The following is a 12,754-nucleotide window of genomic DNA, read 5'->3' as shown; positions in this document are numbered from 1 at the left end:
CCTTCCGCGCGGCCGATCTCCCCACACCCCGGCGATCCCCCATGGCCTTCTTTCGCGGCGGAGTGAAGGAGGCGGATAGCAAGCCGGCCGTCGAACCCGTAGCGCGAGCGGAGCCGGCACGTCCGGTCAGATCCCATATCCGTCCCGAGCCCGAATCCCGCGCCGAACTCAAGCCGCCCCACGAACCGGAACAGGCCGTGACACCGTCGTTCGACAATCCCGCCTCGGCCAAGCGTCCCGCGGGGAAGCGCGCCTCGACCACATCGTTCAGCGTTTCGGGCGCCGCTGCGCTGGTGGGAGGGGGACGATGACGACGCCGTCCCGGGCGGTCCTCGGGCAGGTTCCCGTGACCTTTCTCGGCGGGATGTCGATCGCGGCTCTGGGAATGCAGGAGACCGTGGATAGGATGGCCGAGGCCGTGCGCCTCCATCCGAGACCCGGAACGCCCCTCTATTTCACCTCGGCCAACGGTGAGGTGATGTCGCGGCACGCACGGGATGCCGAGTTCGCGCGGCTGGTGGACATGGCCGATCTCATCAGTGCCGACGGACAGCCGATGGTGACGCTGTCACGCGTCGTCGGCGACCGGGCCCTGCCCGTGCGGGTCGCCACCACCGACCTCTATCACGAGGTCGCCCGCAAGGCCGCCGCGGAGGGCCTGACCTTCTATCTCTACGGCGCCACGGAGGACGAGAACCGCGCGGCGGTGGCGACGACGCAGCGCCTGTATCCGGCGCTGCGCATCGTCGGTCATCACCACGGCTACCTCGCGGGCGACGCGCTGACGGACAAGATCGCGGAGATCGACGCCCTGGCGCCGGACATTCTCTGGATCGCCCTGGGGGTACCGCGCGAGCAGGCCTTCGTGCGGGATCACGGTCCGCTCCTGCGCAACGTCGCCCTGATCAAGACCTCGGGCGGCCTGTTCAATTTCCTCTCCGGAAGCCGCAGCCGGGCACCGTCCTGGGTCCAGCGGGTCGGGTTCGAATGGCTCTGGCGGCTGGTGCAGGAACCCCGGCGCCTGTTCTGGCGATACTGTCTTACCAATCCCCACTCCCTCTATCTCATGCTCACGCGCAGCGGCGACCGTCGGCGCGCGCGGCAAGGCGAGGGCAAGACCGGCGAGGCGATGGTGCTGGCGGAGCCCGAGAAGGACGATCTCGTCGGGAGACGGGCGAAGGGAGCCTGACCCCTCCTCCGCGCTCAATGCTGCGCGAAGCCTGCGGCCATGTTCACCGCCAGGGCCAGGACGCTGGTGTTGAACAGGTAGGCGTAGACGGTCTGTGCCGTCACGATCCGGCGGAAGGTCTTGCTGGTGATGTCGGTATCCGAGGTCTGCGACGTCGCCCCGATGGTGACGGAGAAGTAGAGGAAGTCCCAGAAATCCGGATCCTCGTTCCCCGGAAAATCCAAGCCGCCGCGGTGCCGGCCCGTCTCGACCTCGCCGTAGTAGAGGTGAGTGTAATGCACGGTGAAGATCACCTGCACGAAGACCCAGGCGCAGAGCATCGTCATGACCGCCAGGGTGAAGTGGGCGAGGCGCGGCGCATCCGGCTCCCGCCCTCCGATCACCAGCATCGCCACGGCGCCGCAACTCGCGAGCCCTGCCAGGATGGCGAAGAGCGAGATCACCGGAGCGCTGTCGTCGAGCTGCGAGGCCTCCCGGCGCAGGGAGTCCTGCGACAGGGACGAGGTCCGCCAGATCACCAGGGCGGTGTAGACGACGACGCCGACGCACCAGCCGACGAGGAGGCGCGTCCAGATCGAGGCGAAGGGCAGGGCCACCGACAGCACCACCGCGAACACGATCGCCCCGAGAAGCCGCGGGCGCAGCAGGAAGGCCTGGAAGGGGTTCTGCATCGATGGGCCTCGCGCTCCGGCCCCCGGCTATAACGCCGGATCGCGCCGAGCGGTCATCGCATCCCCGTGAGAAGAGGTGCGCTCACTGGGACCCGGCGGATGGCCCGGTATCACGCCTTGGGTGGGCGGCAGGCGGTGTCGCAGGAGGTCCCCGAGAAGCGGGAGAACAGCCTGGCGAGATGAGGGCGCAGGGGCAGGAACCCGCGATAGGCGGCCTCGGCCAGGATCGGCATGCCGGGCAGACTCGCGAGGGTCGCGAGCCAGCCCCAGCCGGGCAACTCGCGCCAGAGCCGGATGAAGCCCGACGCCCCGGAGGCGAGGCGGCCCTGATCGTCCCGGACGTGGAAACGCGCCCGCGCGGCTTCGCGGCTGAGATCGGGGCCGAGCGTGGCGGGGGCGTCGTCGCCGCTGACGTCGACGAAGGCGAGGCGTTCGGCCCCGCGGCTACGCCGGTAGGTCCGGATCTCGGCGGAACAGAGCGGACAGGCCCCGTCGTAATAGACGGTCAGTGCGGCGGGTGGGGTCATGGTGGGCGGTACCGTCCCTCATCATCGGCTCCAGAGAGGGAGACCGTGTCCGGGGACAACGCCGATACACGCGAAACGGCCACAGCCTCGATGGAAGCGGAGGTGTGGCCGTCTTTCGATGTGATGTCGGAGAGGCACCCGTGTTTCGGGACGCCCCCCGCGGGTCAGCGGGCGGCGAAGGCCTTGAGCGCGGCCTTGCCGGCGTAGCGACCCTGCGCGCCGAGGCCTTCCTCGATGCGGATGAGCTGGTTGTACTTGGCCAATCTGTCCGAGCGGGCGAGCGAGCCGGTCTTGATCTGTCCGCAATTGGTGGCGACGGCGAGATCCGCGATGGTGGAATCCTCGGTCTCGCCCGAACGATGCGACATCACGGCGGTGTAGCCGGCGCGCTGCGCCATATCGACGGCGGCCAGCGTCTCGGTGAGGGTGCCGATCTGGTTGACCTTCACCAGGATCGAGTTGGCGGTGTTCTCCGCGATGCCGCGCGACAGGCGGGTGACGTTGGTGACGAACAGGTCGTCGCCCACGAGCTGGCAGCGGTTGCCGACCTTCTCGGTCAGGAGCTTCCAGCCGGCCCAGTCGTCCTCGGACATGCCGTCCTCGATGGACAGGATCGGGTAGGAATCCACGAGCTTGGCGAGGTAATCGACCTGGGCCTCGATCGAGCGGGTCTGGCCCTCGCCCTCGTAATGGTAGGCGCCGTCCTTGAAGAACTCCGTGGCGGCGCAGTCCAGCGCCAGCACGATGTCGGTGCCGGGCTTGAAGCCGGCCGCCTGGATCGATTCCATCACGAAGTCGAGCCCGGCCTCGGCCGAGGGGAGGTTGGGGGCGAAACCGCCCTCGTCGCCGACATTGGTGTTGTGGCCGGCCTTCTTGAGCGCGCCCTTGAGGGTGTGGAACACCTCGGCGCCCATGCGCACCGCCTCGGCGAGCGAGGAGGCGCCCACCGGCATGATCATGAATTCCTGGAAGTCGATCGGGTTGTCGGCATGCGCGCCGCCGTTGATGATGTTCATCATCGGCACCGGCAGCACCCGCCCCTGGGTTCCGCCGACGTAGCGGTAGAGCGGCAGGCCGGCGGTCTCGGCGGCGGCCTTGGCCACGGCGAGCGAGACGCCGAGGATGGCGTTGGCGCCCAGCCGCGCCTTGTTGGGGGTGCCGTCGAGCTCGATCATCGCCTCGTCGACGGCGATCTGGTCCTCGGCATCCATGCCGCCGATGGCGTCGAGGATGTCGCCGCGGACCGCGGCCACCGCCTTGCGCACGCCCTTGCCGCCGTAGCGTCCCTTGTCGCCGTCGCGCAGCTCCATCGCCTCGTGGGCGCCGGTGGAGGCGCCGGACGGCACGGCGGCGCGGCCGAAGGAGCCGTCCTCCAGCAGGACGTCCACCTCGATGGTCGGGTTGCCCCGGCTGTCGAGGATCTCGCGGGCGGCGATGTTGGTGATCGCGGTCATGCGTGCCCCTAGCTCTCAAGATGTGGTGCGGCGGGCGCTCGCCCGAGCCGTCATGATCCCGCAGGAACCCCTCAACCGAGGGATGAGCCAGCGGAACCGGTCTGATCCAGGGCAGGCTTATCCGTCAACACGCCGCCTCCGGCAAGCGTCCCCCTGTGCGCGGAGGGCTTGGGACCGTGACAAATCTTTGCGGAGCGCGCGAGAATTTCTCAAGCGGTCCGTTCGGGCCATCCCGCGAGGCCTGCGGCGGGCGAAGGGCCGGACTTCGCCGGCCGCGTCTACGCCCTTGATTTCATACGGGGAATCGAGCCGACACGTTCCCTTGCCGCGACCGGTGCGCTATAGCGGCGGACATGACCAGCCCGCCCCCCTCCTCCGACGGCCTGCAACTCGGCCAGGCCACCCCCCTGCCCGCCTCTCCGGAGGCGGCGCGCCTGGACCGGGTGCCGAATCCGCATCCCAAGACCGATTACCTGGCGCGTTTCACCGCGCCGGAATTCACCTCGATCTGCCCGGTCACCGGCCAGCCCGATTTCGGCATCCTGATGATCGACTACGTGCCCGACCTCTGGCTCGTGGAATCGAAATCGCTGAAGCTCTATCTCGGCGCGTTCCGCAATCACGGCGCCTTCCACGAGGATTGCACCGTGGGCATCGGCCTCACCCTCGTCGACCTGCTCAAGCCCCGGTACTTCCGCATCGGCGGCTACTGGAACGCGCGCGGCGGCATCCCCATCGACGTGTTCTGGCAGACCGGCGAGCCGCCGAAAGCCATCTGGCTGCCGGACCAGGGGATCGCGCCCTATCGCGGCCGCGGCTGAGCCTCGGCGAAGCCGCATCCTGCCTCACCGATCTTCGGCGACGGCGCGGACGATCTCGTCGATCAGGCGTTCCTGTGCCTCGATGGGACCTTGATGGACCTCCGCGACCGTCCGGAGCATGTCGGCGAAATGGTCTCGCTCCGCGAAACTCAGGGCATCGTGCAGGATTGGCGCCAGGACCTTGATGGCCAGCGTCGTATCGGGAGCCTGCGCGGCGGCGTGGCGGACGAACACCATCCGGGCATCGAGGTCGTCCCCGGCCTCCACGATGCCGCGCATCTGCGCCGTGATGACGGCCTCCTGCTCGGGCGTCGGTACGCCACGGAGACGGGCGACCATTTCCATCAGGACGCCGGCCGCATCGGCGGGATGGCGGAGGGAGCGCAGGGGTGCGGAGCGGATCTGCCGTTCGCTCGCCATCCGGCGGCGGGTGCCGCGCCAGTCTCGCACTGCGTTGTCGATATGCTCCATCCCGTTGCCGTACTTGATCCAATAGACCAGTCCGGCGACGAGGGCGCCGAAGACGGCTGCGATGATCGGCATTGCGCGGGTCCCCACCTGTTCGAAACGGGGCCTCCATGCAACCGTGCGGCCCATCCCGCAACCACCCGGCCATGCGGCCGGGATCGGAACACAAAAAAAGACGGCCGGTAAAAACCGGCCGCCCTTCTCGCACGAGGTTTCGGGTGTGTCGGCTCAGTAGCCGTAGCCGTAGGCGGGCCGACCATAAGCCGGGCGGCCATAACCGTTGTTGTAATAGGAATCCCGCGCGGCTCCGGCCGCGATGGCGCCGGCTGCCAGGCCCGCGATGCCCAGGCCGACGGCGGCACCGGTTCCGATGCCACGACGATGGCCACCACCGTAGGCGTAACCGCGGTTGCCATAACCGCGATGGCCGTAGCCACCGTGGGCGTAACCACCATGGCCGCCGCGACCATAGCCATGACCGTGTCCGGGGCGGGCTTCCGCCGCCGTTCCGGCAGCCATGGCGCCGAGGGAAAGGGTAACGGCCGTGATCAGTGCGAACTTGCGCATGGGGCTCCTCAAATCGTTGTCACATTCAAGTGATGACAACGGGACGAAGACGGGTTGGTTCCATTGTCATGGCCGTACGAACGAGTCCGGGTGACGAGTCTCGGTCAGCGGCTGGACTTCGCCAGGCGATCGAAAGCCTGCAAGGTCTCCAGTAACGCCGGCATCGCCCGGAGAGGAACCATGTTGGGGCCGTCCGACGGAGCATGATCCGGATCGGGATGGGTCTCGATGAACAGGCCGGCGACCCCCACCGCCACGGCGGCGCGGGCCAGCACCGCCACGAACTCGCGCTGCCCGCCGGAGGTGGCACCCTGCCCGCCCGGCTGCTGCACCGAATGGGTCGCGTCGAACACGACGGGGGCACCGTGCGTGACCTGTGCCATGATCGGCAGGCTGCGCATGTCGGAGACCAGCGTATTGTAGCCGAAGGAGGCGCCGCGCTCGGTGACGATGACGTTCGGGTTGCCGGCATTCGTCACCTTGGCGGCGACATGAGCCATGTCCCAGGGGGCGAGGAACTGGCCCTTCTTCACGTTCACCACGCGGCCCGTGGCGGCGGCCGCCAGGAGCAGGTCGGTCTGCCGGCACAGGAAGGCCGGGATCTGGAGGATGTCGATGACCTCCGCCGCCGGCGCGCACTGGGCCACCTCATGGACGTCGGTGAGGACGGGAAGACCGAAGCGCTCCTTGATCTCGGCGAAGATCGGCAGCGCCCCGGCGAGGCCGAGACCGCGCGCGGTGGAGCCCGAGGTCCGGTTGGCCTTGTCGAACGAGCCCTTGAACACGAGGCCGATCCCGAGGCGGTCGGTCATGCCCTTGAGCGCGTCGGCGATCTCGATGGCGTGGTCGCGGCTCTCGAGCTGGCACGGGCCGGCGATGAGCGCGAAGGGCAGATGGTTGGCGAAGGCGGTGGACCCCGCCATCACGACGGGACCGGCGGGTGAGCGAGCGGGTTCAGACATGGCGCCCGGTCTAGCCCGACTGGGCCCCGTCGAAAAGGCCGGCGCGACGGCGAAGGACCGCCCGACGATGCCGGGTGAGCATGCAGCGCGTGATGTCCGGCGCCGGGCCGCCAAGGCCGAGCGCGTCGGCGAGCCCCTGCCCGCTCGTCTCGCATCGCAGGGCCGCATTCCCTGCCCGTCCCGCCTGCGGCATTCCCGTGAGGCGGGAATCCCGATGAAGCGTGCGGGCCAGGATCTCGACCATGCCGGCCTTCGCGCCGGTCAGCCCTTCCGCCGCCAGCCCGATCAGGACGAAATAGGCGCCGGCCGGCTCATGGTCGCGCGACCCGAACGCCATCCGCGCCGGCGCCCGGCAATCGAGGCTCATGCGATCGGCATCCTCGGCGCGGAACACGGCAAGCGACGCCTCGCGCCCGGCGAGCGACGCCCCGGTGGCCCGGATCATCCGCGCGGTGAGCCGGTCGCAGGATTCCGTCGCCCTCGCCGGATCCGGTGCCGAGGACAGGAGGATGGCGGTCAGGAGGCAGGCGATGGATGGGAGGGATCGGGCTTTCATGGGCCCGATCCTAAAGCAGGCCGCCGCTCGAGCCCAACGATCTCAGCGTCGCGTTCCGATCGATCCCGTCACATCCGGGGGACAGGCCTCGTGGGCGTGCGAGCGGAGGACCCGGCGCAGTCGTAACGGATAGGCGCCCGTCTCGTCTTCCACCGTGCCCACCAGCGCATCCGTCGCCAGCGTTCCACGGAACGCGACATGGCCCCGTTCGCCGCCGACCAAGAACGATAAGGTCTTGGTGTCGTCGTCGAGGGTGAGGCTCTCGGCCTGCGCCGACTGGGATGCGGTCTCGTAGACCAGGACGTCGCCGGTGGGAGAGCGCCTGAGCGTGATCCGCCGCCCTGCCCGCTCGCCGCTCTCGGTCGCCGTGCAGAGATCCGCGAAGACGAAGGTGCCCGTGGCCCAGACCGGTTTCGCCGCCACGGACTTGGCGCGGGCAGGCCCTGTCGCCGCCATCGTCGAGGCGAGGGCCGCAAGCGGCAGGCCGGCCATCAACATCCGCTTCAGAACCTGCATCGGATTCTCCCCCCTCCGTGCTCGCATCAGGAGACCCGCAGCCTCGCTCCGTCATGTCTCTGGATTGCGACAGGATCCGGCCTCGGCGTGCGCGAAGGCACCCCGGCGCTCGAAGCAAGATTCGGTCCCGTCGGCCTTGGATGCCGTCACGCGAAGCGCCGGCCCGAACGAACGGGCCGGCGCTGATGGAAAGGTCGTCTGCGAGGCGGCCGGACTTGTCACCGTCGGGCCGCCGAGCGGGTGTTCAGCCGGCCTTGTTGAGGGCCACGGCGACGAAGCGGGTCACGCCCTTGGTGCTCTTGACCCGCATCAGCACCGCCTTGCGGCCGCTGGCCTCGGCCGCCTTGATGCGCTCGGCGATCTCCGAGGGCTTCGAGACGCTGGAGCCGGCCACATCGAGGATGATGTCGCCCTGCTCGATGCCCTTGGCCGCGGCGGGGCCGTCGGGGTCGACATCCATCACCGCGACGCCCTCGTCGCCGGCACCGACCTGCGCGGCCGGGGCGAGGCTGAGGCCCAGGCGCGGCTGGCCGTCGCTCGTCGAGCTGCTGCGGTTGTCGTTGCCCGCCTTCGGGTCGTTCGGCAGGGCGCCGAGCTCAACCGTGGCGGTGTCGGACTTGCCAGCCCGCAGATAGGCGAGCTCCACCTTGGCGCCGGGCTTCAGGCCGGCGATGCGGCGGGACAATTCGCGGGCATCGTTCACCGACGCGCCGTTGACCGATTCGATCACGTCGCCGGATTTGAGGCCGGCCTTGGCCGCCGGTGTGCCGGGTTCGGCGTGGTCCACGAGGGCGCCCTTGGCCTTGTCGAGGCCGAGGCCGTCGGCGATGTCCTTCGTCACCGGCTGGACCTGGACGCCCAGATAGCCGCGGGCCACCTTGCCGTCCGCTCGGAGCTGATCGACCACCGCCTGCACGGTCTCGGCGGGAATCGCGAAAGCGAGACCCACGCTGCCGCCCGAGGGGGAGGCGATGGCGGTGTTCACGCCCACCACCTCGCCGCCGACATTGAAGGTCGGGCCGCCGGAATTGCCCTTGTTGATGGGCGCGTCGATCTGGAGGAAGTCGTCATAGGGGCCGGCGCCGATGTCGCGGCCACGGGCCGAGACGATGCCGGCGGTCACCGTGCCGCCGAGGCCGAACGGGTTGCCGATGGCCACCACCCAATCGCCGACGCGGGGCGCGGTCTTGCCCAGCGAGACATAGGGGAAAGTGCCACCTTCGGTGATCTTGAGCAGCGCGAGGTCGGTCTTCGGGTCCTTGCCGATGACCTTGGCGTCGAGGGTGCGGTTGTCGTCGAGCGTGACCTGCACGGTCTTGGCCTTGTCGACCACGTGGTTGTTGGTGACGACGTAGCCGTCGGCCGAGATGATGAAGCCCGAGCCCATGGCGCCGCGCTGGCCCTGACGCTTGGGCGAGGGACCGCCGAAGCCCTGGCCCTGGCCCTGCCCCGGGCCGCCCTGGCCGAAGCGCTTGAAGAACTCGCGCAGCTGCGGCGGAACCTGCTGGCCCTGGCCCTGCCCGGGGCCGTCATCGTCGTCCATGCCGGCGCTGTCGTCGAGCTTCACCTTCACGGCGACCACGCCGGGCTTCACCTTGTCGACCACGCTGGCGAAGGAGCCGGGCGGATGGTCCGGCACGTCGATGGGATTCTTCGACAGTGCCTGGGCATAGGCCGGGGTGGAGGGCTGGGTCAGGCCGACGCCGGCCGCGCCGGTCGCCACCAGGGCGATGGCGGCGACGGAGGCGAGGGCGTTGCGGCGCAGGCGAGAGGTGGACGAGATCATGGACTGGGCTCTCCGGAAAGGTCGTGTCCCCGCTGAGCGGGGCCATGACCCACTGTGTAGAGACCTCAGCCTGACCCGCCCGTGTCGCCGAGATTACGGTTTGGACAGGTTGGGAGCCGGGAGCACACTCACCCCCGCCCGCCATCTCAGATCCAGCAGCAATCCCGCCGGGTGCGTGTCGAGGACCGGCGTGATCGGCAGGCCGGCGGCGTGGAGGAGGCGGGCGGCCCAGTGGTTGCAGACGTTGGCGGCGCTGAAGCGGCCCTGCCCTTCGTAGAACAGGCTCGGCCCGTAGAGGCCGGGGCCGCCCTCGATGGGGAGGTTGTCGGCGAGGCGGAAGCTCGCGTCGAGGCGGGCGAGCAGACGGGCGAGGCCGGCCTTCGAGACCCGGATGGGGACGATATCCGAATGCGGGAAGCTCGTGCGGGTATCGTCTTCGAGGCCCACCACCTGGACGACGCCCTCGCGGCCGCCGGGGGTGAACAGGGCTTCGAGGGCGAGGCGCAGGTCGAACTGAGCCAGGGTCGGCGTCGCCCGGTAGAAGCGGGCCTCGCCCCAGCCGAACTCGATCCCCGGATAGGCCCGGAAGCGGGTGGCGATGCTCCGCAAAGCCGTGCCGGCGCCCTCCCCGGTGAGGGCCTCGCGCGGGATCACGAGACCCGAATGCCAGCCGTGGCTGACGAGTTCGATTTTCTCTGAGTCGTCGTCGGGGGCGGGATAGAGAGCGGGGTCGCCGGGCCTCGCCGTGACGATCGCGGCGAGGACGAGGAGGGCCAACAGGCCGGCGAGGCCCTGGCCCAGCCGGCGCAGGATCACGCGTCGGACAACCGCGCCAGGGCTTCCCGGATCTTTTCCAGACGTGCGGCTTCCGCGTCGCGGCGCTCGCGCTGCTCGTCCACCACCTCGTCGGGCGCGCGGGCGAGGAAATCGGCGTTGCCGAGCTTGGCCTCGATCTTCCCGATTTCGGAGGCCGCCTTCACCGCCTCCTTGTTCAGGCGGGCGACCTCGGCCTTGAGGTCGACGATGCCCTCCAGGGGCAGCGCCGCCACCGAGCCGCGCACCAGCAGCTGGACCGCGTTCTTCGGCGCGGTCTCGGCGAAGGAGATGTCCGACAGGCGGGCGAGGCGCAGGAGCGTGTCCTGCCACTGCGTTGCCCGCGCCCGCAGGGCTTCGTCGGCGCCGACGATGACCAGGGGAATCTGGGCGCCGGCCGGCACATTGGTCTCCGAGCGGGCGGAGCGGATCTCGGAGACGAGGTCCACCACCCAGCCGATCTCGGCTTCGGCCCGAGCATCCGCCAGCCCCGACAGGTCGGGCCAGGGCGCCAGCGCCAGGAGCCCACGCTCGGCGATGCCCTCGCCCTTGATCGCCCAGAGCTCCTCGGTGAGGAACGGCATGAACGGGTGCAGCAGCTTGGCGATCTGGTCGATCAGGAACGCCACCGTGGCCTGCGTCTCGGCCTTGAGGCCGGCTTCCACGCTCTCGCCCTGAAGCACCGGCTTGGCCAGTTCGAGATACCAATCACAAAAGATGTTCCAGACGAAGCGGTAGGCGGCCGCCGCCGCATCGTTGAAGCGATAGGCGTCGAGTGCCGCCGTCACCTCGGCCACGGCGCGCGCGGCCTCGCCCAGGGCCCAGCGGTTCAGGGTCTCGGTGGCGTCTTCCGGGCGGTAATCGGCGCGGAGCACGCAGCCGTTCATCTCGGCGAAGCGCGAGGCGTTCCAGAGCTTGGTCGCGAAGTTGCGGTAGCCCTCGACGCGGTTCACCGCGAGTTTGATGTCCCTGCCCTGCGCGGCCATGGCGGCCAGGGTGAAACGGAGGGCATCGGCGCCGTACTGGTCGATGAGGCCGAGGGGATCGACGACGTTGCCCTTCGACTTCGACATCTTGGCGCCCGACGCGTCGCGCACCAGGGTGTGGAGATAGACCGTGGCGAACGGCACCCGGTCGGTGACGTGGAGGCCGAGCATCATCATCCGGGCGACCCAGAAGAAGATGATGTCCTTGCCGGTGACCAGGGTGTCGGTGGGATAGTAGCGGTCGAGCTCCGGCGTCGCATCGGGCCAGCCCAGCGTCGAGAACGGCCACAGGGCGGAGGAGAACCACGTGTCGAGGACATCCTCGTCACGGCGCAGAGCAACGGCGCGTCCGTGCTTCGCATCGGCCTGTGCCTGCGCCTCGACCTCGCCGGAGGCCACGAAGATGCCGCCCTCGTCGTCGTACCAGACCGGGATCTGGTGGCCCCACCAGAGCTGGCGCGAGATGCACCACGGCTCGATGTTCTCCAGCCACTGGAAGAAGGTCCGCTCGTAATTCTCCGGAACGAACCTGGTCTGCCCGTCGCGCACCGCCTGGAGGGCGCGCTCGGCCAGGGGCTTCACGTTCACGTACCATTGGTCGGTGAGGTAGGGCTCGATGACGACGTTCGAACGGTCGCCATGCGGCACCGCATGGGTGTTGGGCTCGGTGAGCCGCAGCCGCTCGCGCGCTTCCATCAGGGCGACGACGCGCTTCCTCGCCTCGAACCGGTCGAGGCCGTGCAGGGCCAGGGCCTCCGGCTCCGGGTTCGAGTCCTTCAGGAAAGCCGCGTTCCCGTCGAGGGTTATGCGCGCTTCCGGATCCAGGATGTTAATCGGCGTGCAGCCGGCCCGCTTGCCCACCTCGAAATCGTTGAAGTCGTGCGCGGGCGTGATCTTGACGGCACCCGTGCCCTTCTCCGGGTCCGAATAGGTGTCGGCGACGATGGGGATGAGGCGGCCGACCAGCGGCAGCCGCACGTGCTTGCCGACGAGATGGGTGTAGCGCTCGTCGTCCGGATGGACCGCCACCGCCGTGTCGCCCAGCATGGTCTCGGGCCGGGTGGTGGCCACCGTGATGACCGCGCCGGTCTCGTTTCCGGCCTCGTCGACGATCGGATAATCGAAGTGCCAGAGATGGCCCTTCACCTCGACCTGCAGCACTTCGAGATCCGAGATCGCGGTCTGGAACTTCGGATCCCAGTTCACGAGCCGCTTGTCGCGGTAGATCAGCCCCTGCGCGTGGAGATCGACGAACGTTTTCGTCACGGCCCGGACCATCTGGTCGTCGGGCTGGCCGGACAGGCCCATGGTGAAGCGCTCGCGCGTCCAGTCGCAGGAGGCGCCCAGGCGCTTCAGCTGGTTGACGATGGCCCCGCCGGACTCCGCTTTCCATGCCCAGACCTTCTCGACGAAGGCCTCGCGGCCGAGCTCGCGCCGG

General features: G+C 69.2%; 14 protein-coding genes. 3 read left to right on the top strand and 11 right to left on the bottom strand.

The window, feature by feature from the left end:
• A partial coding sequence (locus tag MBTS_RS23535; RefSeq protein ID WP_210322812.1) for a hypothetical protein occupies nucleotides 1–311 on the top strand: 311 nt, incomplete at its 5' end.
• Nucleotides 308–1,189 (top strand): WecB/TagA/CpsF family glycosyltransferase, encoded by an 882-nt coding sequence (locus MBTS_RS14960; RefSeq protein ID WP_147833048.1) that lies wholly within the window; start codon nucleotides 308–310, stop codon nucleotides 1,187–1,189. The genes MBTS_RS23535 and MBTS_RS14960, both read left to right, overlap by 4 nt.
• Before the next feature lie 14 nt (nucleotides 1,190–1,203).
• Here the strand turns inward: MBTS_RS14960 and MBTS_RS14955 are convergent, their stop codons facing one another.
• The 3 genes from MBTS_RS14955 to eno form a co-directional block, all read right to left on the bottom strand.
• Complete coding sequence (locus MBTS_RS14955) at nucleotides 1,204–1,860, bottom strand: DUF1345 domain-containing protein (RefSeq protein ID WP_147833049.1); 657 nt, start codon at nucleotides 1,858–1,860, stop codon at nucleotides 1,204–1,206.
• Nucleotides 1,861–1,970: 110 nt separating this feature from the next.
• A complete protein-coding gene (locus tag MBTS_RS14950) occupies nucleotides 1,971–2,387 on the bottom strand; it encodes a thiol-disulfide oxidoreductase DCC family protein (RefSeq protein WP_018043793.1) in 417 nt (138 codons plus the stop codon).
• A 164-nt stretch (nucleotides 2,388–2,551) separates the two neighbouring features.
• Nucleotides 2,552–3,841: a phosphopyruvate hydratase gene (gene eno, locus MBTS_RS14945; protein ID WP_018043794.1), complete on the bottom strand. Its 1,290-nt coding sequence runs from the start codon at nucleotides 3,839–3,841 to the stop codon at nucleotides 2,552–2,554.
• Between the two features lie 353 nt (nucleotides 3,842–4,194).
• Between eno and queF the strand changes: the two genes are divergently transcribed.
• Nucleotides 4,195–4,662: a preQ(1) synthase gene (queF, locus tag MBTS_RS14940; protein WP_018043795.1), complete on the top strand. Its 468-nt coding sequence runs from the start codon at nucleotides 4,195–4,197 to the stop codon at nucleotides 4,660–4,662.
• Nucleotides 4,663–4,686: 24 nt separating this feature from the next.
• On the opposite strand, the gene MBTS_RS14935 is transcribed toward queF, so the two are convergent.
• The 8 genes from MBTS_RS14935 to MBTS_RS14900 form a co-directional block, all read right to left on the bottom strand.
• Nucleotides 4,687–5,205 carry a hypothetical protein gene (locus tag MBTS_RS14935; protein ID WP_147833050.1) on the bottom strand — a complete coding sequence of 173 codons (519 nt, stop codon included), beginning with the start codon at nucleotides 5,203–5,205 and terminating at the stop codon, nucleotides 4,687–4,689.
• A gap of 153 nt (nucleotides 5,206–5,358) precedes the next feature.
• Complete coding sequence (locus MBTS_RS14930) at nucleotides 5,359–5,697, bottom strand: hypothetical protein (protein ID WP_192215942.1); 339 nt, start codon at nucleotides 5,695–5,697, stop codon at nucleotides 5,359–5,361.
• Between the two features lie 104 nt (nucleotides 5,698–5,801).
• Entirely contained in the window at nucleotides 5,802–6,659 is an 858-nt protein-coding gene (gene kdsA / locus MBTS_RS14925) for a 3-deoxy-8-phosphooctulonate synthase (RefSeq protein ID WP_192215941.1), read from the bottom strand.
• 10 nt (nucleotides 6,660–6,669) lie between these two features.
• Nucleotides 6,670–7,215: a hypothetical protein gene (locus MBTS_RS14920; protein ID WP_056141826.1), complete on the bottom strand. Its 546-nt coding sequence runs from the start codon at nucleotides 7,213–7,215 to the stop codon at nucleotides 6,670–6,672.
• A gap of 42 nt (nucleotides 7,216–7,257) precedes the next feature.
• The gene (locus MBTS_RS14915; protein WP_056141829.1) at nucleotides 7,258–7,731 is read right to left on the bottom strand and encodes a hypothetical protein; all 474 of its coding nucleotides are present in this window, start codon (nucleotides 7,729–7,731) and stop codon (nucleotides 7,258–7,260) included.
• A 244-nt stretch (nucleotides 7,732–7,975) separates the two neighbouring features.
• Nucleotides 7,976–9,517, bottom strand: coding sequence for a Do family serine endopeptidase (locus MBTS_RS14910; protein WP_056141832.1), 1,542 nt, complete (start codon nucleotides 9,515–9,517; stop codon nucleotides 7,976–7,978).
• Nucleotides 9,518–9,610: 93 nt separating this feature from the next.
• Nucleotides 9,611–10,333, bottom strand: a complete 723-nt coding sequence (locus MBTS_RS14905) for a DUF2459 domain-containing protein (RefSeq protein ID WP_192215940.1) — start codon at nucleotides 10,331–10,333, stop codon at nucleotides 9,611–9,613.
• On the bottom strand, nucleotides 10,330–12,754 hold a 2,425-nt coding region (locus MBTS_RS14900; protein ID WP_192215939.1), incomplete at its 5' end, for a valine--tRNA ligase. The genes MBTS_RS14900 and MBTS_RS14905, both read right to left, overlap by 4 nt.

Origin of the sequence: Methylobacterium bullatum, from assembly GCF_014845095.1 — a bacterium.
GTDB classification, from domain to species: Bacteria; Pseudomonadota; Alphaproteobacteria; order Rhizobiales; family Beijerinckiaceae; genus Methylobacterium; species Methylobacterium bullatum.
This window is presented reverse-complemented; position numbering and strand designations above follow the sequence as displayed.